General features: G+C 36.1%; 27 protein-coding genes. 1 reads left to right on the top strand and 26 read right to left on the bottom strand.

Annotation, left to right across the window (positions count from 1 at the left end):
* Positions 1–391: 391 nt before the first annotated feature.
* Positions 392–1,273, top strand: coding sequence for a YitT family protein (locus tag ACFVQC_RS12470; protein WP_002149325.1), 882 nt, complete (start codon positions 392–394; stop codon positions 1,271–1,273).
* A 28-nt stretch (positions 1,274–1,301) separates the two neighbouring features.
* Here the strand turns inward: ACFVQC_RS12470 and ACFVQC_RS12465 are convergent, their stop codons facing one another.
* The 26 genes from ACFVQC_RS12465 to ACFVQC_RS12340 all read right to left on the bottom strand — a co-directional run bounded on the left by ACFVQC_RS12465 (position 1,302) and on the right by ACFVQC_RS12340 (position 23,302).
* Complete coding sequence (locus ACFVQC_RS12465) at positions 1,302–1,952, bottom strand: uracil-DNA glycosylase (RefSeq protein ID WP_377898430.1); 651 nt, start codon at positions 1,950–1,952, stop codon at positions 1,302–1,304.
* Positions 1,953–2,085: 133 nt separating this feature from the next.
* Complete coding sequence (locus ACFVQC_RS12460; protein WP_002149330.1) at positions 2,086–2,766, bottom strand: zinc metallopeptidase; 681 nt, start codon at positions 2,764–2,766, stop codon at positions 2,086–2,088.
* Between the two features lie 105 nt (positions 2,767–2,871).
* Complete coding sequence (gene ypjB, locus ACFVQC_RS12455; RefSeq protein WP_377891502.1) at positions 2,872–3,657, bottom strand: sporulation protein YpjB; 786 nt, start codon at positions 3,655–3,657, stop codon at positions 2,872–2,874.
* Between the two features lie 107 nt (positions 3,658–3,764).
* Complete coding sequence (lit, locus tag ACFVQC_RS12450) at positions 3,765–4,451, bottom strand: lipoprotein intramolecular transacylase Lit (protein WP_377891504.1); 687 nt, start codon at positions 4,449–4,451, stop codon at positions 3,765–3,767.
* Positions 4,452–4,476: 25 nt separating this feature from the next.
* Positions 4,477–5,067, bottom strand: coding sequence for a lipoprotein heptaprenylglyceryl N-acetyltransferase LhaT (gene lhaT / locus ACFVQC_RS12445; RefSeq protein WP_377891506.1), 591 nt, complete (start codon positions 5,065–5,067; stop codon positions 4,477–4,479).
* A gap of 228 nt (positions 5,068–5,295) precedes the next feature.
* On the bottom strand, positions 5,296–5,499 hold the full coding sequence (locus ACFVQC_RS12440) for a group II intron maturase-specific domain-containing protein (protein WP_377891508.1): 204 nt from the start codon (positions 5,497–5,499) through the stop codon (positions 5,296–5,298).
* Positions 5,500–5,570: 71 nt separating this feature from the next.
* Positions 5,571–6,338 (bottom strand): menaquinol-cytochrome c reductase cytochrome b/c subunit, encoded by a 768-nt coding sequence (qcrC, locus tag ACFVQC_RS12435; protein WP_377891510.1) that lies wholly within the window; start codon positions 6,336–6,338, stop codon positions 5,571–5,573.
* 43 nt (positions 6,339–6,381) lie between these two features.
* The gene (gene qcrB / locus ACFVQC_RS12430; protein WP_000932700.1) at positions 6,382–7,056 is read right to left on the bottom strand and encodes a menaquinol-cytochrome c reductase cytochrome b subunit; all 675 of its coding nucleotides are present in this window, start codon (positions 7,054–7,056) and stop codon (positions 6,382–6,384) included.
* Complete coding sequence (gene qcrA / locus ACFVQC_RS12425) at positions 7,057–7,569, bottom strand: menaquinol-cytochrome c reductase iron-sulfur subunit (RefSeq protein ID WP_001290417.1); 513 nt, start codon at positions 7,567–7,569, stop codon at positions 7,057–7,059.
* A gap of 141 nt (positions 7,570–7,710) precedes the next feature.
* Complete coding sequence (locus ACFVQC_RS12420) at positions 7,711–8,169, bottom strand: YpiF family protein (RefSeq protein WP_377891513.1); 459 nt, start codon at positions 8,167–8,169, stop codon at positions 7,711–7,713.
* Positions 8,170–8,322: 153 nt separating this feature from the next.
* Positions 8,323–8,859, bottom strand: a complete 537-nt coding sequence (locus tag ACFVQC_RS12415) for a ReoY family proteolytic degradation factor (protein ID WP_002086615.1) — start codon at positions 8,857–8,859, stop codon at positions 8,323–8,325.
* A gap of 73 nt (positions 8,860–8,932) precedes the next feature.
* Complete coding sequence (locus ACFVQC_RS12410) at positions 8,933–10,195, bottom strand: tetratricopeptide repeat protein (RefSeq protein WP_377891515.1); 1,263 nt, start codon at positions 10,193–10,195, stop codon at positions 8,933–8,935.
* A 107-nt stretch (positions 10,196–10,302) separates the two neighbouring features.
* Complete coding sequence (aroA, locus tag ACFVQC_RS12405) at positions 10,303–11,577, bottom strand: 3-phosphoshikimate 1-carboxyvinyltransferase (RefSeq protein ID WP_002149343.1); 1,275 nt, start codon at positions 11,575–11,577, stop codon at positions 10,303–10,305.
* Positions 11,578–11,734: 157 nt separating this feature from the next.
* Entirely contained in the window at positions 11,735–12,847 is a 1,113-nt protein-coding gene (hisC, locus tag ACFVQC_RS12400; RefSeq protein ID WP_002149344.1) for a histidinol-phosphate transaminase, read from the bottom strand.
* A gap of 118 nt (positions 12,848–12,965) precedes the next feature.
* Positions 12,966–14,051, bottom strand: coding sequence for a 3-dehydroquinate synthase (gene aroB / locus ACFVQC_RS12395; RefSeq protein WP_002149345.1), 1,086 nt, complete (start codon positions 14,049–14,051; stop codon positions 12,966–12,968).
* On the bottom strand, positions 14,051–15,223 hold the full coding sequence (aroC, locus tag ACFVQC_RS12390) for a chorismate synthase (protein WP_377891518.1): 1,173 nt from the start codon (positions 15,221–15,223) through the stop codon (positions 14,051–14,053). Before aroC ends, aroB begins: the two co-directional genes overlap by 1 nt.
* 301 nt (positions 15,224–15,524) lie before the next feature.
* A complete protein-coding gene (gene ndk, locus ACFVQC_RS12385; RefSeq protein ID WP_002064527.1) occupies positions 15,525–15,971 on the bottom strand; it encodes a nucleoside-diphosphate kinase in 447 nt (148 codons plus the stop codon).
* 124 nt (positions 15,972–16,095) lie between these two features.
* Positions 16,096–17,058: a heptaprenyl diphosphate synthase component II gene (hepT, locus tag ACFVQC_RS12380; protein ID WP_002011823.1), complete on the bottom strand. Its 963-nt coding sequence runs from the start codon at positions 17,056–17,058 to the stop codon at positions 16,096–16,098.
* 45 nt (positions 17,059–17,103) lie between these two features.
* On the bottom strand, positions 17,104–17,817 hold the full coding sequence (gene menG / locus ACFVQC_RS12375) for a 2-heptaprenyl-1,4-naphthoquinone methyltransferase (protein WP_002158591.1): 714 nt from the start codon (positions 17,815–17,817) through the stop codon (positions 17,104–17,106).
* A gap of 29 nt (positions 17,818–17,846) precedes the next feature.
* Positions 17,847–18,599, bottom strand: coding sequence for a heptaprenyl diphosphate synthase component 1 (locus ACFVQC_RS12370; protein ID WP_377891522.1), 753 nt, complete (start codon positions 18,597–18,599; stop codon positions 17,847–17,849).
* Positions 18,600–18,870: 271 nt separating this feature from the next.
* Positions 18,871–19,440, bottom strand: coding sequence for a GTP cyclohydrolase I FolE (gene folE / locus ACFVQC_RS12365; protein ID WP_001151479.1), 570 nt, complete (start codon positions 19,438–19,440; stop codon positions 18,871–18,873).
* 121 nt (positions 19,441–19,561) lie between these two features.
* Positions 19,562–19,834, bottom strand: coding sequence for an HU family DNA-binding protein (locus tag ACFVQC_RS12360; RefSeq protein WP_001043860.1), 273 nt, complete (start codon positions 19,832–19,834; stop codon positions 19,562–19,564).
* 298 nt (positions 19,835–20,132) lie between these two features.
* A complete protein-coding gene (gene spoIVA, locus ACFVQC_RS12355; RefSeq protein WP_098499108.1) occupies positions 20,133–21,611 on the bottom strand; it encodes a stage IV sporulation protein A in 1,479 nt (492 codons plus the stop codon).
* Positions 21,612–21,852: 241 nt separating this feature from the next.
* The gene (locus tag ACFVQC_RS12350) at positions 21,853–22,566 is read right to left on the bottom strand and encodes a hypothetical protein (RefSeq protein WP_002149356.1); all 714 of its coding nucleotides are present in this window, start codon (positions 22,564–22,566) and stop codon (positions 21,853–21,855) included.
* A 48-nt stretch (positions 22,567–22,614) separates the two neighbouring features.
* Positions 22,615–22,818 carry a DUF2768 domain-containing protein gene (locus ACFVQC_RS12345; RefSeq protein WP_002117663.1) on the bottom strand — a complete coding sequence of 68 codons (204 nt, stop codon included), beginning with the start codon at positions 22,816–22,818 and terminating at the stop codon, positions 22,615–22,617.
* A gap of 232 nt (positions 22,819–23,050) precedes the next feature.
* Positions 23,051–23,302 carry a stage VI sporulation protein F gene (locus ACFVQC_RS12340; RefSeq protein WP_000369753.1) on the bottom strand — a complete coding sequence of 84 codons (252 nt, stop codon included), beginning with the start codon at positions 23,300–23,302 and terminating at the stop codon, positions 23,051–23,053.
* Between the last annotated feature and the right edge of the window lie 9 nt (positions 23,303–23,311).

Below are 23,311 nucleotides of genomic sequence, written 5' to 3'. Positions count from 1 at the left end.
ACTAGTCACCTCTATTCCTTCCTCTTTCATGTTAGCCAATTCATCGCGATTTGACAAATATTATTCTCTCATATCACTATTTACGACTCTTTTTGGGATAGACTATAATAAAGTGAAACTTTCTTTTGTGTGATTTTTGCAAAAGATTAGCCTGAACCAATCGGGCTCTTACCGCTGGTTTGCTCTGTCTTCTCTGCTTTATCTCCTACCAGCCGTTTGAGCGGGGTAAAGTGAAACTTCTTTTGCGTGATTTTTGCAAAAGATTAGCCTGAACTAATTAGGCCCTTATACTATTCTCTATTTTTACTAGCAACTAGAAATAACTTATTATTATGTCTTACCGTTTAAGCGGAGCAATTCCAAATCATTACGTAACTAGGGGGATTTCTATATGAAAGCAAACTTGAAGATTCGAAATATCATTTTCATTTTAATCGGTTCCGCTATTTTTTCTTTCGGTATTGTAAATATCAATATTGAAAACCATCTTGCAGAGGGTGGATTTACCGGCATTACGCTATTATTATATTTTCTATTTTCGCTTGACCCTTCCTATACAAACTTAATTTTAAATATCCCTATATTTTTTATTGGTTGGAAGTTACTCGGCCGAACAACATTTTTATACACATTAATCGGTACATTTAGCGTCTCTCTATTCCTATGGATTTTCCAGCGCTACGAAGTACTTAACTTACATTTAAACTTGCAAAATGATATGACACTGGCTGCTTTATTCGCTGGGGCATTTATTGGTATTGGACTTGGAATTATATTTAAATACGGCGGGACTACTGGCGGTGTTGATATTATCGCAAGGCTAGCTCACAAATATGTTGGCTGGAGTATGGGAAAAACGATGTTTATGTTTGATGCCGTCGTTATCATTGTCTCTATTCTTACATATTTATCATATCGAGAAGGCATGTATACGTTAGTTGCTGTATTTATCGGGGCTAAGGTTATTGATTTTATGCAAGAAGGAGCTTATGCAGCAAAAGGAGCAACTATTATTTCTGATAAAAACGATGAAATTGCGTCAAAAATTTTATCCGAAATGGAGCGCGGAGCAACCTTTTTAAAAGCAGTTGGATCCTATACAAAAGTTGAACGAAATGTACTATATTGTGTTGTTGCAAAAAACGAAATCGTGAAATTAAAAAATATCATTACTTCTGTAGACCCTCACGCCTTTGTTGCTGTTAGTGATGTACATGATGTCGTCGGCGAAGGATTTACACTAGATGAAAATAAAAATCCGTTACATAATTAAATTCAACTAGAAAAGCTCTTTAGCTTTTCTAGTTTTTTATTACATATCTTTTAAGTTTCTCCAAATCCTCATAAATGAGCTCCAATAAACTCCGATTATAAAAAATTGAAGCCGGATGAAAAGTAGGAAATATATTATATTCTTTTTCAGTCCATATAAATTCTGTACCGCTGCTATCTTTCAATCGCTGCACAGGTTGCTTTAACAATTCTCCATGAACATCCGTAATTTTATTATTTTTACCAACTAAACGCTGTAATGCAATATTACCAAGTGTGACAATAACCGACTGCTGTATAAATTCCAGTTCATAATCTAACAAAGGTGCATGGGCAAGTATCTCACCTTGATTCGGTGTTCTATTGTACTTCTTCTGTATTATTTCGCCATTTCGTTCCCTTTTCTCTCTCCATTTATAAGGTCTACTCCGAACCGCGCTCGTAATATATACTTCTTCCCTTGTAACGTGAATACGTTCTAAAAACTCCATTAAATGTTTTCCAGCTTTCCCGCTAAACGGAATCCCATTATGAATTTCTGTTTCACCAGGTGCTTCTCCAACAAGCATTAATTTCGGACTTCTAGGGCCCTGTCCACTTAAAAAACCTTCTAATTGGTATGTAGCACTTCGCTCCCTCACTTGTTTAACTAAATGCTCTGGATATTCTATGTCTGTCACCTTCTTTCATCATTCCATACTTACCTTTATTTTAACTAGTTCTATACCCCATATTCTCTCTATTATTTCCATTTGTAACATATTATAAGATTCAATCCACAAAACAAAAAAAGACTATCATAATTGATAGTCTTTAATCGTCGCTACGCTGCATACCAGTATAAATTAATACGAGACGTAATAATTCAAATACTGCTACAGCAGCTGCTGCTACATATGTTAATGCTGCTGCATTTAATACTTTACGAGCTTGACCGTACTCATCTGTCGATACGATACCAAGCGCTTCAATTTGTTGCATTGCACGTTTTGATGCATCAAACTCAACTGGTAATGTAACAAGTTGGAACACAACACCTGCTGCCATTAAAATAATTCCTAGTAACAACAAACCAGACATTTGTGCAAATACACCAATTAGGACAAAAACCCAAGACATATTCGAGCCAAAATTAGCAACTGGCACTAATGAATGACGAACACGCATAAAGTTATAATCTTTTGCATCTTGAATTGCATGTCCTACTTCATGTGCTGCTACAGCTGTACCAGCAACTGAATGACCATAATAGTTATCTGTCGATAATCTAACCGTCTTTACACGCGGGTCATAGTGATCTGACAAATGACCTGGCGTTTCTTCTACGGCTACATTGTACAATCCATTTTCATCTAAAATTTTCCGAGCCACTTCCGCTCCTGTCATACCTGATGTTGAATAAACTTGTGAATACTTGCTATAGGCACTACGTACTTTTGACTGTGCATACAACGGTATGATCAAAATGATCGCGAAGTAAATTAAATAAAACATCATAAACCTCCAGTGAAGTTTTAATTATAGTACTTCTCATTCTATTTTTTTCTTCCACCGTTGTCAATAAATAAACCTTACAATCCGTATCTTTATTTATACGCATTATCTATCTTTAGAATGCAAGCTACTTCTCCGCTTTTCTCTCTCCCCTTTATACTTTCTCCATCCAACATACGTTAAAGTGAACAAAATAAGTCCTCCAGTAATTGTCATAAACCAAATGAGAGAGGGAGCTATCTCATCTTTTTTTACTGTATGAAATATTTTTTGCAAATCACCTTTAATAATCCCTAGTTGCATTTGTCCACCTTTCGTTTTTAACATAACGTTACGAAATTCATCCAAATAAGATAAATGTGCATTTACACGCTGCGCTTCGTTTTCTGGCAGAGCAATCATTAAACTAGGATAAATAATATTAAATTCATTTAAAAGTGTATTTAGCGTCTGTTGGAACTGTCCATCATCGTCTTTTTCCATCGCTTTTTCTACTTGAGAAAAAGCATTCATTATCTTTCTTTCTCTTTCCATCCAAAGTGGCTGATATTTAGATACTTGTGCATCAACAGCAAGTTGTAACGCTAACATATTATCAACTTTAACTTGCCTATCTAAATCTTCCGCGAGAGATTGTTTCGCCTTATCATATGCTAAAGAAACGACTCTAATTTGTCCCGGAGTTACTTTTGAATTATTTTCATTTTCCTTTGATAGAAACTGCGCTGAGAAATGGTGCAGTACTTGCATTGCCTTCTCATCTTCTTTTTTCTTCACTAACTGCAAAGAGTCATCTAGCAATCCAGTTAGTTCACTCCACTCTTCAGCATATATACGTACTGGAAACATTATAATTAGAAATGCTATCAGTCCAATTAATGTTCTCTTCATCCCGGTCCCCCCTATAACTACTAGTACAAAATATGTGGAATTGGACAAGAATAGAACAGAACAAAATCAAAAAATATATTATCTCTATGAAAACAAAAAAATTCTCTTTAAACAGAGAATTTTTCCTTTGAAACCCTTTTCTTTTTCACTAAATATTTATACACACCGTAACAAAGTATACTACTGCCTAAAATCAATAATAAAATAACACATGCAGCATGCATAAAGAATTCTTCCGGTAACATTAAAATAACCGGATCTGTTTCAATATCAAACATCCAATAATCATTGCTAAATAAAAGCTTATGAAATAATACGAAACTCTTTTCAAAATTAATAGCAATTGGTAACGTAAGAGCTATTGGAAAAATAATTGTAAGAATCGCTCCGTGAAGTAAAAACTTTTCTTTTTTCTTTTTTAATAAATACACTCCTCCTAATACAGCAATTACAATCGTTCCATACATTATATATTGAATCTTTACTAAAATATTTTTAACATCCACAAAATGAATGCGTCCATTTGTGGACATATCTAATGTCGGCAATTGTAATGCACCTTCATAAAACGGCGATAAATATGTAATAAGCACGTCATAGTTTCTCTTAATTTCATCTTTCGTCATATCCGCTAAATCTGGAATATTTAAAAAATCAATTTCAAAATAATACAACCATTTTCCATATACAACTACCGTTGTCGCGAGAGCGAAAACAGAAAATGCTATGCTATAGGAAACTACTAAAGTGATCAATCGATCCAATATGTTTATACCACTCTTATTTTTCTTCATTTTCTCCCCCTAAATGTCCTCACCATCATAAAGAAAACTGTTTTCGGTTCTCACGTAAGCAATAATAATATGTAATACACAGTACAGCAATACTTAACCAAAACGTAAAATAACCAATTTTCTCTACAAACAAATGCATAATCCCGTATCTCGGCATTTGCCAAAATAAATAATCAATTGCATCATTATGTAATGTCCATATGCCAGCTACAGTGAAGTGCCATTTTTTTATCCGATAAAACGGAGCATATAACATTCCCTGCACTGCCATCGCAAAATGAGATAACATTAACATATATCCCATAAGGCCAATAGGACCTTTTACATAAATCGTAATTGCATTTACAACAACAGCCCAAACACCATATTTTATTAAAGTAACTATCGCTAACGCTTCTATTAACCCCCAGTTCTTCTTCATCAAAAAAGCAATTAAAACAAAGACAAAAAAGAGAGTCGCTATAGGGCTATCTGGTACAAACGGCCAAAATATAGGTGAGGTTTCTTTTAATTGATTTCCATACCATATGAATCCGTAAATTGTACCTAATATGTTAACAACCAATAAAAATAATAGTACCGAACGTTGCCTTAACATTGCATACAAGTAAACCAAGCTGTATGTCCAACACCTTTCAAACAAAGTAATTCTTTCATCGAACTCTACTCTATTATATAGCAAACTTTCCGTCATCGTAGAGTAGAAAACTGAAACAGATTAAATTTTCTTTAGGGATGGCTTTGCTATCCCTTTTCTGTTTCAGCTTCCCCTCATCAAACCGTACATGAGGTTTTCCCGCATCCGGCTTTCCGATGCTCTTCCTTCTTTAGCTTTCAGTTTGTTCTAGCTTCCTACTTTCACGAGTGTGTATGTTATTTTCTTCATCAAGTCCTTGATACGACCATGTTTCTTTCGAACATTTCTTTTCTTATTCCAGAGCCGTTCTAAGACGTACCAATCTATTTTACCGAGCCACTTCTGTCCAATTGAAGATAGGCTATAATAATTTTTGAATCCTTGTAGAATTCTATTTAAACCTTTCACCATCAAACAGTGCCCAGCTTAGCTGGGCACGCAAAATAAAAAGCTGACTACAGATTTTGTAGTCAGCTTTTCTATTATTTTTTATTATACTTTGCAACGAATTCCGAAAGTTTTTTCAGTTCTTCATCCGTTCCTTTAAATACGCCTTTAGGCATTGCACCTTTTCCATCTTTCGCAATTTTAGCGATTTCTTCTGGCTTTAAAGTTAAGTTTTGCAAAGCTGGTGCTGCTGCCCCGCCCTGTAAGTTGTCACCATGACATGTTAAACAAGTATTTTTTTGCATTAATTTATAACCGTCATCATTTTTATCAACTGGTGCTGTTTTTACAATTGCTCCTTGTTTTTTTGCAGCTTCCCAGTCGTGGTGTGCTACAGATTCCCAAGTTAAAAAGATAATCGATGCAATTGCTAAAAGCATAAATCCAGTTGCTACAGGACGCTTCAAAGGGCGTCTTTCTGGGCCTCGATCAAGAAATGGAGCTAATAGTAACGCTCCAAACGCAATCCCGGGCATAATAAACGCACCAATTACAGTAAATGAGCCTGAAGCATACGAATACTTTAATAACTGATACAAGAATAAGAAATACCAATCTGGAAGTGGTATATATCCTGCATCTGTAGGATCCGCCATTCTCTCAAGCGGTGACGGATGCGCCACTGTTAAACATAAATAACCGACTAAAAAAACTGCACCAACCATCCATTCTTTTAACAAGAAATTCGGCCAAAACGCTTCTGTTTTCCCTGGATATTCAGAATAATCTTTTGGAATATTTGGTTTCCGGGCTACTGGTACCCGAGAATCTCCTACAAACTTCATCCCTTTGCCGCGATGCATAATCTCCCTCCTTTTGTTCTTTCCCCTTTAATTTAGCAATCTCTTATAGCGGACCGGAAATACCTTGTTTGCGAATCATGATGAAGTGGAAGGCCATTAAACCTAGAAGTGCTGCTGGTAAGAAGAAGACGTGAATAGCAAAGAAGCGAGTTAATGTTTGAGCGCCAACAATTTCGGAATGGCCAGCAAGTAATGTTTTAATATAAGGACCAATGAGCGGCGTTTGCTCTGCGATTTGAATCCCTACTTTCGTAGCAAATAACGCTTTCATATCCCACGGTAATAAATATCCGGTAAAACCAAGACCTAACATAACAAAGAAAATAAGAACACCAACAATCCAGTTTAGCTCACGAGGCTTTTTATATGCACCTTGGAAGAAAACTCTGAGTGTATGTAAAAACATCATTACAATTACAAGACTAGCACCCCAGTGGTGCATACCACGAACAATTTGTCCATACGCAACTTCATTTTGTAAATAGTAAACCGATTCCCAAGCATTTTTAATATCAGGCACATAATACATTGTCAAAAACATTCCAGATAAAATTTGAATTACAGTAACGAAAAAGGTAAGCCCTCCAAAGCAATAGACGAATGCAGAAAAGTGATGTGCCGGGTTTACATGTTCAGGTACTTCATGATCAGCGATATCGCGCCATATTGGTGTAATATCTAACCGCTCGTCTACCCAATCATAAATTTTATTTAGCATCTACTTTGCACCCCCTCTTGGCTTCGCTTTTCCTAAATACAATGTTCCATCTTTCACTTTAGACTCGTACACATCAAGCGGAGCAAGGGGCGGTGTGCCTTTAATGTTAACCCCATCTTTTGTGTAACGCCCCCCGTGACACGGGCAAAAGAATTGATTCGGATGTGCTTTGTCTGAATTCCAGTTCACTGTACATCCTAAATGTTTACATACTGGAGAGAACGCAACAATGTCTCCGCTTTCATCTTTATGAACCCAAGCTGATTTTGGCTCGTCAGACTTGTACCAACCATCAACCTGCTTCACCTTAAAGTCGAAACGCTTCGGTTCTGTTGTAATATCCTTCACTTGTGCAACAGCAACCATATCTGTTCCCGCTTCTTTTCTTAACACCGGATCAAGTGCAAACCGCGTCATCGGCATTAAAATACCCGCCGCCATAAAGCCTCCTACCCCTGTAAGTGTGTAATTTAAAAACTGTCTTCTTGACACACGATGTTCTTTCTCGCTCACGAAAATTTCCCCCCTCTATCAGAAATTGTCCCCTCGTGAAAAAATTATATAAAAAATAAATACTAGGACACTATCATGATATAATACCCTCTTGTATAGGTCAATATCATACTACTCATAATAATAAGAACTTTCTGCTTATTAATTATTTATCCATCTTTCTTCCAACATTACCATAATATTTTTTATGTGAGCACGAATAACTTCCCTTTTCCCTTGATCACTAAACTGCTCTAATGATAACGATGGAAACCAAAATAAATCACCCTGCAACTCTTGCATATCTTCTTTCCATGAAAAATCACTTGTCACATAGGCAATATGCTTAAAACCTTGCCTTTGCAAATGTTCTGTCCATTCTTGCAAACGGTCTTTTTCATTCTTTTGGCTCTCTACCAAATACGTAAATGCGGGCAGTAAAAGCACTCTTCCTTTATACTCCCTTTCCAACTCCATACTCAAAGCCTCAATAAATTCACCTTGCTCTACAACCATTTTCATTTCTTTTGCTGCCGAAATAGACAAAAGGGGGATAATCCCTGTATCTACATACTCCCTCGCTTGCTCAAACTGTTCCACATCTTTTACAATCCATTTCACCTTTTCTCCCCTCCTTCACCTTAAATGACAGAACTTTCACTTTATATATATTAAACCATACTAAAAGAGGTAAAAAAAGAAAAACTACCTATTATTAAGTAGTTTTTCTTAAAAAGTCTGAAATTCGTAAAGATTACATAATCAAAATGAATTCTATAAAATTTTCAACTCTGCTGTTAACCTATGAAATGCTTCCTTATCTTGCTTATCCAAAGCTTCATCAATTTGTTTCAAAAGACGCTCTCTTCTAAATGAGAATACACTTTCTTCTAAAAATCGTTCTGCAAGCAATCGATCTTTTTCATTCACTTCAATATGCTTTGGTAAATATGGATTTTCTTCTAATACAGCTACATAGTTTGCATTTTGGAACGATGATTTAAAATTAAGCTGAATATAAATATCCTCATCTCGATTCAAACGAATATCATGAAACGACTTTTCTGCATCTGTTGTCATTACATTTTGTTTAAAAAAGTGAAACGGTGTGTCTTTCACACAATTCGCTGACATTACTAAGCCACGCGGACAATATTTTGCATGTTCTACGAAGTGGACTTTATGCATTAATTGATCGTGACTCATTAAATAATTCAAAATCCATACACATTCACGCTGTTTCAGTTGGTAATTATTCAAAAACCATTTTACAAAATCCTTCTTCTCGTTTACAGAAACAGGGGTATTCATAGCGATTAAGTCCCTCCTCTGTCTTTCTCTTTTCTTTTTAGATTCAAGAAGCGGCATTCAGTTTCCTTCCAACTTACGAAAAATCCTCTAAATTATATAACAATTCTTCAATATGAATTTGTGTCGGGTCTAGTTGTATTAACTGCGTAAATACTTCTTTCGCCTCTTTTCGCATTCCTTCTTCTAATAAGAAATAACCGTACTCTTCCAAGAAATCTGGATGATTCTTAAAAGAAGTATATGCACTTTCATAGTGTTTTAATGCATCCGAATACATTTCTAATTGTTTTTTTGCAAATGCAAGATCCCAAAGTAGTTGTGTATCTGGTTCTCCACTGTCAATTGTACGCTCTACAACTGCAATTAGCTCTTCGTATTTCTCTTGTTCTTTTAAGATATACGCATATTTTAATGTCGCACCTAAATGTCCCGGATCTAGCTCCAGCGCTTTTTGAAGCACTTCTTCTGCCTCCGCTATTTTACCTAATTTCGCCGCAATATTCGCTAATTCTACATAGAAAGGAACAGAAAGCTCATCTACTTTAATTCCTTCTTGAAGTGTTTCATAGCTTTCTTGAAGCATGCCTTCTTTTTCATAGCTTTTCGCTAAATACATGTATAACGATGCGTACTCAGGATCTAATTCTTTTAATTCTTGCCAAGCACCAATTGCTCTTTGATATTCTTCCCCTTGGTATAATGTGAAGGCATATCCAAATAGTGAGTGAATATCTTTTTGCTCTTCTAACCCCGCCTCATAGTAAGAGATTGCCTCTTCCCAGTTTCCAATAGCACTTAAAGTTTCTGCTAGACGAAGCGCAATGACAACACCGCCCATAACTTTATGGTCTGCTAGTAACGATTCATAATAAGTGATCGCCTTTTTCTCTTCACCTTTACTACTATATAATTCTGCTAATCCAAACGTAATAACAGGTTCGTCTGGCATCATTTCTTTCGCCTTTAATAGTTTTTGTTCTGCTACATCATCAAAACCTTGCATTTGGAATAGATCTGCAACAAGTAATAGCGATTGAACATATAGATCATCATTTTCTGGAATATCATGAAGCGCTTCAATCGCTTCATCTTCTTTATCTAAATCAATATATAATTCTGCTAAAAATAATGTAAATTCACTTTCTTCTGGATATAACAAGCGTAAATCATCAATAATTGCTAACGCCTCATCCATAAACCCAAGTGTATGATAGTAACGAGCGATATCATACTTCTCTTCATCATTAGCAACTCGTAATTGTTCTTTTAATAATTGTAATCCTTTTTCTGCTTCACCGTTTTCAATATAAGAAACAGCTTGTTCAAACTTTTGCATAAACGTCTCCTTTAATTCAAAAAATATTCTCTTCTGTTCATTTATCATAAGCAACTAGGTGTAAGAACGCAACCTTTTGAGTGAACTGCCTCTTCCTATACTTGCTCTTATAGCGCAGCTAATTGTTCGAAAAATTCCGGATACGATACAGCGACCGCATCACTATTCTCTATTTTCACTTCTCCATCTATAATACACGATGCGATTGCAAGCATCATCCCAATACGATGATCTCCGTGACTATTAACAGTATTTCCTTTTAAACTTTGTTTACCATATATAATCATACCATCTGGTGTAGCTTCAATCTTCGCACCTAATTTGCCTAATTCATCTACAACCGTATCGATACGATTTGTTTCTTTTACTTTTAACTCCTCAGCGTTTTTAATAACAGTAATTCCTTCAGCCTGCGTTGCCAATAAAGCAATTACAGGAATTTCATCAATTAATCTTGGAATAAGAGTTCCACCAATTTCTATTCCTTTTAGTTTAGATGTTTCAATCGTAATATCTCCGCACGGCTCAAACTCTTCATTTCTAATATGATTGATAGAAATACGTGCACCCATCTTTGTTAATACATCTAAAATCCCTGTTCTCGTCGGATTTAAACCAACGTTTTCCAATACAAGCTTACTATTTTGGACAATTGCACCAGCTACTAAGAAAAATGCCGCCGAAGAAACATCTCCTGGAACTTCTATGTCTGCACCTTTAAGTTGTTGTCCGCCTTGTAATGAAACGGTCCGTCCATTAACATCTACGGTACAACCAAATGCACGTAACATTCTTTCCGTATGATCACGAGATTGCATAGGCTCTGTTACTGTAGTTACGCCTTCCCCTTGCAAACCCGCAAGTAAAACCGCTGACTTCACTTGTGCACTTGCTACTGGTGAATGATAATGCATACCTTTTACCTTACCACCGCGAATAGATAAAGGTGTATATTGTCCGTTTTCTCTACCATCAATTTGAGCATTCATCTTACTAAGCGGGTCTGTAACACGTTTCATAGGACGTTTTCCAATTGATGCATCCCCAATTATCGTACTATGGAACGGCGTATTTGCTAAAATTCCAAGCATAAGACGAATAGTCGTCCCTGAATTCCCCACATCTAATACTTCTTTCGGTTCTTGCAAATTTGCTAATCCTTTACCGTAAATCGTGACATCGTTACCACTCTGTTCAATCTGGACACCTAGTTTTTGAAAACATGCAATTGTACTTAAACAATCTTCGCCTAATAAAAAATTTGATACTTTCGTCGTCCCTTCCGCTATCGCTCCAAACATAACAGAGCGATGCGAAATAGATTTATCTCCTGGAACAACAATTTTCCCATTCAAACTATTTTTTCGTCCTACTAGTTTCAAACTGTATCCTCCTCACATTTTAAATAAGTTATATGTACAATAGTTCTTCTTATACGTCTACTTCTATTGTAACGTTTTCTTTCTTGAACGTGCAAACAACTCCCCTTATTGCAGTTCAAATGAAAAAGACTCCTATAACAGGAGCCTTCACCATTTCTTAAGAATACGTTTCTTCTTTCTTCACTTGTTCTTTTACAAGTTCCGTAAGTAATTCAATAATCTCATCATTTTCTTCTTTTAATCCAACAGTAATACGAATACCATCATGCATACCAAATGCTGCACCAGAACGAACGATATATCCTTTTTTCATTAATCGTTCGAAAGCTTCATTACCAGGTATACCAAGTTTCAAGAAAATGAAATTCGTTTGAGATGGATAGTAGAATACGTTATATTCCTTACAAAATGCATAATATTGATTTAATCCTCCGGCATTTTTCTTCACACACTCTTGTAAAAACTGTTGATCCTCTATTGCCGCTAATGCTACCGCTTGGGCGATAGTTGATGTGTTAAATGGTAGTCTTGCTACCTCTAGCTGCCCAATAAGCTTTGCATCACCAATCGCATATCCAATACGAAAAGCAGCTAATCCATATGCTTTTGAGAATGTGCGTAGCACCATAAGATTTTCGTACTTTTCAAGAAGAGGTAATGTTTGCGGATAATCTTCTGCCCCAGCATATTCATAATATGCTTCGTCCATAATAACGAGCGCTGACTTTGGAACTGATTCTAAAAATGAAAGTAATTTTTGTTTTTCTACATATGTACCTGTCGGATTATTCGGATTACAAATCCATACAATCTTCGTTTTCTCATCTACTTGCTGTAACATTGCATCTAAATTGTGAATACCATTTTCAAGTGGTACTTCCCGAACTTCCGCTCCTTCAATAACAGCATGGTGATAATATTGTGAGAACGTAGGATTCGCCATTACAACATTTGTTCCGTTATGTAGCAAAGCGCGACTAATCATTTGAATGACTTCATCTAACCCACTACCAAATAAAAGTTGTTCCGCTTTTACACTTAAATGCTCTGCTACTTTCTCACGAAGCTCAAAAGCCGCCCCGTCCGGGTAGAGTGCATATTGATTGGCTAACGAAGTTAATGCTTCTGTCACACGCGCAGAGCAGCCAAACGGATTTTCATTCGATGCTAACTTCACAATTTTTGACAATCCATATTCTCTTTTTACTTCTTCAATATTTTTCCCAGGTACATATGCTCTCAAAGTTAACAATTGCTCTTTTACTCTCACTTTTCTTCCCCCAGTCATTGATATGATTTATAATTCCTTACTGTCATCTTTAATCATAACCGTCACCATTACGAGAATACCTTTAAATATGCATTTCATACCTGTTCTACCAACTTTTTTAGACCATATCCTTTTGAAATGCTTCTAACGCAATATGAACAGTCTCATCTGAAATAGATACGACATTCACTCCCCCATATTCCTGCATAAGCACCATATGAATTGTTCCAGCATTTGCTTTTTTATCTTGTTTCATCAACTGAACGAGACGTTCTACATTCAAGTCGCTTGGCATTTTTGGATAACCGTATTTCAAGAACCACTGCTTCATTGCTTCATAAGAAAGATCAATTTTGTACACTTGCTCACTTAAAAACATGGCAAATAGCATACCAACCGCTACTCCATCACCATGAGTAATATTTCCATATCCTAACTCTTTTTCAAGAGCATGTCCTAACGTATGCCCAAAATTTAAATGGGCACGTACACCTTTTTCTGTTTCGTCTTGCGACACAATATTCGCTTTCACAGGAATCGCCTTCATTAATATATGAATTAACTTTTCATCACGAAGATCCGTTAACGTTTGCACTTCTTCTTTTAACCAATGATATAGCTTTACATCACCAATAAGAGCATGCTTTATCACCTCTGCATAACCTGATCGCCACTCTTTTTCAGGAAGTGAATGTAAAAATGGCGTATGATATACAACAGCTTCTGGCTGATGAAACGCTCCAATCATATTTTTTCCTAGTGGATGGTTAATTGCTACTTTCCCGCCTACTGCGCTATCGTGAGCTAATAAAGTCGTTGGAACTTGGACAAAGCGAATACCACGCATAAACGACGCGGCAACAAATCCAGCCAAATCTCCAATCATTCCGCCTCCAAGTGCGATGATTAAAGAATTTCTATCTAATTTATTTTCAAGGGCCGAAGTGTGAGCCTCATAGAAATTTTCAAAAGACTTCTCTTTTTCGCCACTCGGTACAACAAACGAAAACACTTTTTGCTCTACTTGCAATGCATCAACAACTGTCTGTAAATGCAGTGATGCAACAGCTTCATCAGAAATAATCATTATGTTAGATACCGCAGGATTCATTTTTTGAATAAGCGTTGTTAAATGTAACAACGCCTCCCTTCCAACATGTACATCATATTCTTTTGATTTCGTTTGAATATGTATGTTCTCCATTAAAATCCCCTCGCATATTCATTATGTTTCTCAATATTTTCACGTATAAGATCGATACGATCTAATCCAAATTGTTCAATTAAAGCTGTCGCGAGCTCCCAAGCCACAACAGCTTCAGCCACAACGCTAGCTGCTGGCACTGCACAACTATCTGAACGTTCAATACTCGCTGTAAAAGGTTCTTTCGTATCAATATCAACACTTTGAAGTGGTTTATATAATGTCGGTATCGGTTTCATAACACCGCGCACAACAACCGGCATACCAGTTGTCATGCCACCTTCTAATCCACCTGCATTGTTCGTTTTTCTTCTGTACCCTTGCACTTCATCCCAAAGGATTTCATCATGCACTTCACTTCCAGGTCTATGTGCTGCTTCAAAACCAATTCCAATTTCAACACCTTTAAAAGCGTTAATACTCATAATTGCCGCTGCTAATTTTGCATCTAATTTTCTATCATAATGTACATAGCTACCTACTCCGATTGGCATTCCTTCTACAACTACTTCAACAATACCGCCGATAGAATCACCATTTGCCTTCGCATCATCAATTGCTTGCATCATCTTTTTACCGGCCTTTTCATCTAAACAACGTACAGGAGATGCTTCTGTAGTACTTTGTAATTCCGCAATAGAGTTATATTTAATATTTTCTGCCTGGACACCACCAATCTCAACAACATGTCCCGCTACTTGTATACCTAATTCCGCTAATATTTTTTTTGCAACTGCACCAGCTGCAACACGAACTGTCGTTTCACGTGCGGAAGAACGCTCTAATACATTCCTCATATCTCTATGACCATATTTAATCGCACCATTTAAATCTGCGTGTCCAGGTCTAGGTTTCGTAACTTGCCTTTTCATTTCTTTCTCTTCCTGCTCAGTTAATGGCTCTGCACCCATAACCTTTGTCCAATGTGTAAAATCACGATTTTCAACAACAAGTGCAATCGGGGACCCCATCGTCTTCCCATGCCTAACACCACTTACAATTTGCACTTGGTCTTTCTCAATTTGCATGCGTCTACCGCGTCCATATCCTTTTTGTCTTCTAGCTAATTCTTCATTTATATCATTCGCCACTAAAGATAATCCTGCCGGAACACCTTCTAAAATTGTCGTAAGTTGCGGACCGTGGGATTCACCAGCTGTAATATATCGCATACGTTATTCCTCTTTTCGCATATGTATTTATACCGCTACATAAAGTAGCTATATTATCTTCCATCACTCTTTAAAATACAAAGAAATTATATAGTACATCGAGTATTTGCTTTCCCTACTTGTAATTATTCTATTATTTTCATAATAGTAGACCTTTTACTTTACATACCAATATATCATAACAGTCCTAACTTCGTAACTGATCGAAATAAAAAAAAGTGCAAGAAGAATACCCCTATTCTTCTTGCACTTTTTACTATTATCACAGTTATTAAAGCGTTTACAAATTATTTCAAAATAATTAGTAAATCCATTGATTCATTAATTTTGAGTAGTCTACTAATTCTTCTTCCTTAAAGAAAATAGCAATCTCGCGCTCTGCACTTTCTAAAGAATCCGAACCGTGGATTATGTTTTTCGCAACAGTTACACCGAAATCTCCGCGAATTGTTCCCATATCAGCTTCATGTGGTCGTGTTTTACCCATCATATTGCGTGCTGTATCTACTACATTTTCACCTTGCCATACCATTGCGAATACAGGGCCAGATGTAATAAAGTCTACTAATTCACCAAAGAAAGGTCTTTCTTTATGCTCACCGTAGTGTTGTTCAGCAATTTCCGGAGTAACTTGCATTAATTTTGCACCAACTAATTGAAAGCCCTTTTTCTCAAAACGAGCTACGATTTCCCCAATGAAGGCACGTTGTACACCGTCTGGTTTTACCATTAGAAATGTTTTTTCCATAAAAAATCTCTCCACTTCTGAATTATGTATGTAATTGTATATCCCCACACACATAGTAACACCCTTATCACAATTGTGCAATAGTTTTGAAATAGAGAGATTATTTTATTTTTTAGAAAAATCACTAAAATTTTCGTTTTCCAATATACTTTGCAACATTTTGCAATGCGTACTTCGCCTGTCCACGAGGGAGTGGTTTTATTATTTCTAATGCTTTATGTAAATAACGTTCACTAAACGAAAATGCTTTATCAATAGCTTCGCTCGCTTTAATATCATCAATAATTTCTTTCATTTCACTTGCTGTTGTATTTTCATGCACAGATGTAATTTTCTGACGAAGAACTGGATCTTCCATAGCATACAAAACAGGTAATGTAATGTTACCTTGTAATAAATCACCACCAGCAGGCTTTCCAAGCTTCTCTTCTGTCGATACGAAATCTAAAATATCATCAATAATTTGATAAGACATACCAACAAAATATCCATACCAAAATAGACGATTTACAGTATCACGATTAGCACCAGCAGCAATCGCTCCCAACTGACAACTCGCGGCGATTAACAATGCTGTTTTTCGTTTTATCCTTCTTAAATACGTTCTTAAATTTTGATCATAGTTATACTTATCTTTAATTTGTTCGATTTCACCTTTACAAACTTCTAAAATTGTATGAGACAACGCTTGATGTGCATCTGGAATTTCTATATTTGTTATACATTCAAGAGACTTCGCAAACAAGTAGTCTCCTGTATACATTGCAATACGATCTCCCCATTTCGCATTCACTGTTGCGCTACCGCGTCGTAAAAACGCAGCATCAATGACATCATCGTGAACAAGCGAAGCCATATGAATAAGTTCTAATGCAACCGCAACATGCTTAATTGCATCTAACTTATAATCCCCAAATTTCCCTGCAAGCAAAACAAAAACAGGGCGAATCCGCTTCCCACCTGCTTCAATAAGCTGTAATGCCGCTTCTTCTACTAACGGCTGCTCAGAAGCAACTGTCTTCTTCAATTCTTTTTCTATAACATTAATATCCGATCGTAAAAAAGAGTACATAAGTTGTAACTTCATATTGTTCACCTTAACCTAAAACGTCTTTTTTCTTTTTTCTTTTTTCTATTTTGATTCTGGTTTAATACCTAAATGCATAGCTGCTACACCAAAAGTAAATGGTTTCACTTGCACATTCTTAAGCCCAGCTTCTTCAAACATATTTGCTAACTCTTTCATCCCTGGGAATGTACTAGCAGATTCCTGAAGCCATGAATATTCTTTATAACTTTTCGCAAACATCTTTCCAAATAACGGCATGATATATTTAAAGTATAAGACATATCCTTGACGAAAACCTATCATCGTTGGTTGGGATGTTTCCAGGCAAATTACTTTTCCACCAGGCTTTACTACACGCGTCATTTCTTTTAATACTTGCATGTAATCCGGAACGTTACGTAACCCAAAACCAATCGTTACATAATCAAACGTATTATCTTCATAAGGAAGTTCCATTGCATTTCCATGCATAAGTTCTACTTGCTTTAATTCTAAAGCTTCTACCTTTTGTTTACCGACAGCTAGCATATTTTCGCTAAAGTCTAAACCGTAAACCTTCCCATCTTCCCCTACAGCTCCCGCTAGTGCAATTGTCCAATCTGCCGTCCCGCAGCATACATCAAGTGCCTTACTCCCAGGTTTCACATCCATAATTCGCATCGTTTCTTTACGCCATGCCTTATGCCTTTGAAAACTAATTACAGAATTCATCACATCGTATTTATCAGAAATTTTCTCAAATACGTCATGTACTCTTTCTTCTTTTGATTGTTGCATGCTCGTACCTTCTTCCAATGTAAAGTTGCTTATGTCCTTGATTTATCTCTTAACATAGAAATTATCTCATTAACTTCTGTATGATTCTCTAAAAAACTTTCTTCCTGCTTTCTCATTTCCATAAGCCATCCATTAATAACTGTTTCTAGATTTTTATCGTCATCCAATGAGATTTTTTGGACCGCTTGAAAAACAGGTGAATTTTGTTTATCAGCATACAATTGACACTCTTTTTGAAGACGATTTTTTCCTAACACATAAGTTATATATGGTTTCCAATTAGATAAATGAAAATGATCACATGTTTTTTGCAAAAGCGCAGATTCAATTATTACTACACTTTCCATTATGTCTTGAATCGCCACATGTGCTTTTTGATATAGCATAATTTTATGTTCATTAATCTCCTTAATTCCTTCAGCAAGTGCACGAATTAAGATAATATCACAATTCATTGACAATAAGTAATAGTATAGACCACTATAATAATCCCCTGCAAGAACTGTCAATTGACGACGCTTATGGAATCCACTCGTCTCTTCGTTTGCTTTATTTGATACTTTTTCATGTGTATCAAGAGCAATTTGTACAAGCATAATCGTTACTACATAATGATCAATTTGTTCTTTATGTATATTTGCACCTTTTAATGCACCGTATAACAGCGCTATTTTTTCTTCATCAATAAATGGTTCTTCAATATAGTTTATAAAATAAGGATGGCGTAATTTCTCCATCAATTTCTCTTTAATACCCGCATACCCTCCGTAGATGTCACACACAAAAAATCACCCTTGTTTTCTAATTCATAAAATTTATTATAACACATACATTCTATTTTCTATAATCAAAACTTGGCTACTTCTGCCAAACTGTCCCCGAATAAAGCCTCACCTTTCATTCATACGAGTTATCTTCGTCTCTAACAACTACAAACATTCATTTCCACAAAAGGCAGAAGTAATTTCCAACCTTTATATTCTTGCTCTTTAACACTAAAACTATATCATTTTTTTGTATATAAAAAAAAGAAAAGCAGTTTCCCGCTTTTCTTTACTTCGTCTTAATAAACGATAAAATTTCACTACGTGCTGCTGCATCATTTTCTAACACGCCGCGCACCGCAGTCGTTATTGTTTTCGCACCAGGCTTTTTCACACCACGCATCGTCATACACATATGCTCTGCTTCTACTACTACCATTACACCATGCGGCTCTAGTACTTCCATAATAGAGTTAGCTACTGTTGATGTAATTCGTTCCTGTAGTTGTGGACGACGCGCAATTGTGTCTACAGTACGGGCTAATTTACTTAGCCCTGTTACTTTTCCACCTTGCGGAATATATGCAACGTGAGCAACTCCATAAAACGGAACAAGATGATGCTCACACATCGAATAGAATGGTATATCCTTTACTAGTACAAGCTCTTCATGGTCTTCTCCGAATACTTTGTGTAAATGCTCTTTCGGATCCTCATGCATCCCCGAGAATACTTCTGCGTACATTTTCGCAACACGTTTCGGTGTATCAAGTACTCCCTCGCGATTTGGGTCATCTCCGATTGCCTCTAAAATAAGACGTACTGCATGTTCAATTTGTTCTAAATTAACTTTTGCCATCCGCTAGCCCTCCCGAAAAACCTAAAAGTGATACGAACACATTCTAGCATATTTATGTTTTTAAAAGCAAAAAGAAGAGTTTCCAAAAAGGAAACTCTTCTTCCCTGTTAATATGTAAGGATTATTTAACCGCATCTTTTAACGCTTTACCAGGTTTGAATGCAGGTACTTTACTTGCAGCGATTTCAATCTCCTCACCTGTTTGTGGGTTACGACCTTTACGAGCCGCACGCTCACGAACTTCGAAGTTACCGAATCCGATTAGTTGTACTTTATCACCTTGTTTTAAAGCTTCTAAGATAGAATCAAAAACAGCGTCCACTGCTTTTGTTGCGTCCTTTTTAGAAAGGGAACTTGCTTCTGCAACAGCATTGATTAAATCTGTCTTGTTCATGCCATTCACCTCCTCCCAAAGATAAGACTGTATAATGATCATAAAATGAGTCTTACTTTCATTTGTAGGCAATTTTTACAAATTCTATACTACAAAGATGTAGATAAATCATTATCAACGCCTATATTATACGATTCTCCTTTATAATTCAATATTTTTAAGGAAATTGTTACTCTTAAAATGTGAAATTCTGATGAAACTTGACAATTTACAACAAAATATTAGATAATGACTGTTTATTTTTCTATTACGTACTCAAAAAGAAAAAAATCCCTCTGCAATTAGAGGGATTTTTTTCTTATAATATAATCGCAATTAATCCGCCAGATCCTTCATTAATAATTCTTTCTAGCGTTTCTTTTAACTTATAACGAGCGTTTTCTGGCATTAGAGATAACTTTGCTTGAATTCCTTCTCTAACAATAGAGCTAAGAGAGCGCCCAAATATATCAGAATTCCAAATTGATAGCGGGTCATCTTCAAAATCTTGCATCAAGTAGCGAACTAGTTCTTCACTTTGTTTTTCAGTACCGATAATTGGTTCAAATGTTGATTCTACATCCACTTTAATCATATGAATAGACGGCGCAACCGCTTTTAATTTAACACCGAACCTTGAACCGTGACGAATAATTTCCGGTTCATCTAAGCTCATATCAGCTAATGCAGGCGCTGCTACTCCATATCCGGTTTGTTTTACCATACGCAGGGCATCTGCCACTTGGTCATACTCTGTTTTCGCATGAGATAAATCGAGCATAAGCTTCAATAAATGATCTTTTCCTCGAATCTCTACTCCTACTACTTCTTTTAAAATTTGATCATACAATTCATCTGGCGCATATAAATCAATCTCTGCCACACCTTGCCCCATATCGATGCCAGCTAGACTTGCTCGATCAATAAATTCATATTGACTAAACTGCCAAACGACACGGTCCACATCACGAAGACGTTTTATATCCTTTACAGTCTCTTGAACCGCTTCCTGATAACTTTGGCGTAACCAATGCCTTTCATTCAGCACCATTACCCAGCTCGGCAGGTTTACATTCACTTCTAAAACCGGGAACTCGAATAACGCTTCTCGAAGTACGTTATACACATCTGTTTCTCTTAAACTCTCTACACTCATCGCAATTACTGGGATATCATATTCTTCTGATAAACTTTGACGTAACTGCTCCGTATCTGGATGATATGGCTGTACAGTATTGATAATCATAATGAAAGGCTTTCCTACTTCTTTTAACTCATTTACAACGCGTTCTTCTGCCTCTATATAATCTCTTCTTGGAATTTCACCAATTGTTCCATCTGTTGTAATAACGACACCAATTGTTGAATGCTCTTGAATTACTTTACGTGTTCCGATTTCTGCAGCTTCATGGAATGGAATAGGCTCTTCATACCAAGGAGTATTAATCATGCGCGGACCATTCTCATCTTCATAGCCTTTTGCTCCTGGAACCGTATATCCAACACAATCTACTAATCGAATATTCACTTCAAGACCTTCATCTACTTCGATAGAAACCGCTTGGTTTGGAACAAACTTCGGTTCCGTCGTCATTATTGTACGACCAGCAGCACTTTGAGGCAATTCATCCTGCGCTCTTTGACGGTCTGACTCATTTTCAATATTGGGAATAACAACAAGTTCCATAAATTTTTTAATAAATGTTGATTTCCCTGTTCGAACAGCTCCTACAACTCCAAAATAAATATCACCGCCTGTGCGTTCCGCAATATCTTTAAAAATATCTACCTTTTCCAAGTGATTCCCTCCCTCAATATTTTTGGGAATAATTCCACATCTATAGTCAACTAATACCTTCTCTAACGTTGCCTATAATATCTGATATAATATAATGGTATTCTAGAAGTTCGGACAATATATCATATAATTTTGTCCAATTTCATATGACTATTTAAAAATACCTTTGTTTGCATCGCAAGTTGTATAACATAAAAAACCTTTCTTCTAGAACTTATTCACTAAAAGAAAGGTTCATGACTTATGATTTTAAAAAAATTGGTTCTCCATTTTTTACTGTGTACGGCAAAGAATATGCAGGAACAAACGGGGAATCCTTCGATAGTATACCCCGGATATCTTCACCTTCTTTAAATTGCCCTTCATTTTTTTTCAACGCTTCATATAAGTCGATTCTATAATCAACAAACAATTCTCCTTTTTCATTGATTACAAGAGGGAGACCTTTTCCTGAGTACGGACTTGTCACTTGTGGCACATCTTTATATCCTAGTTTTTTGAAGTCTAATTCATAAACACCATCTGTAATCACTTTTTTAAAAGGTGGATATTGATGTTCATCACGATACATCCTTAGCTTCAATGCCACTTCTTGAATTTGTTCCGCCATTCTCACATCAATTAACTTTACTGTCGGATTTTTTTCAACATCTATTAATACATATTGATATACTCCACCACTTTCATACGCATTCCCTGGTGCCTCTTGTATGTACCTTGGAGCAATTTTTTGAAAATCAATTGGATACTTCTGATAAATCGGCGTACTCATATCACGCGTCTTAATTGGTAATAAACCATCTGTTTGCTCCTTATATGTAGTAATGGCTTTTTGTACAACTTGCAACTGATCTTCATAAGGAATCGCATTTTGTTTCATATTTTCTTTCGGGTACATACACCCTGTTAAAATGCTCATGCAACAAAATATTAAAATAATATGGATTTTTTTCACTGACAATCACCTTTTCATGCGAGTATAGATTGTTTCCTATAACGTCCTTTATTGTTCCACAGGTCCACTAAATACAACAAGAAAAATAACAATACCCGACACAATCATGAGGGTGTACGCTACTAACGCTGTAATCCCCTTCAGAAATTTATTCTTCATTTTATGTCTACTTAATAAAATAAAAGCTACTGCAACAAACATAAATCCCATTGCCCCTAAGGAAAACCACATTTTTATAAGCCCTTCCGACATATATACCCCCCTTTACTTTCTAACTATTTTTATACTATTTTAACAAATTAAAATCTTTAAACAAATAGAAATCATCATTTTACCGTGAATTAACAAAATTTAAATACAATAAAATAATAAAACCGAAGCACGTTTTCTCGCACTTCGGTTGACCAAATATGCCCTTAACAGCTCTATTCCCATTCTTTCATAACTATCATATGCATTCGCTAAACTCTTTGTTTCCCATATTTTACTTTTTAAACATTTTACTTAACGAACCAAAATCAGCGGGCATATTATTGTTAATGATTGCTTTTACAATTTGATCCTCTTGCTCTTTTGGCACTTCACGTCCTGCCATTAGAGCAACTTGATGAATCAATTGGCGAAGCACTGTCTCATCACGTAAGTTCGCATTTTGAACAGACGACGCTAATTTAAAAATATCTTCTTTATTCACTTTCGCTTCTTTTTCAATGTTATTAAAAATGTTGTTATCCATTCTTTTCAC

The sequence above is a fragment of the Bacillus sp. NPDC057893 genome, from assembly GCF_042796455.1.
In the GTDB taxonomy this organism is placed as follows: domain Bacteria; phylum Bacillota; class Bacilli; order Bacillales; family Bacillaceae_G; genus Bacillus_A.
The sequence above is the reverse complement of the archived record's forward strand: the minus strand, read 5'-3'. Positions and strand labels throughout refer to the sequence as shown.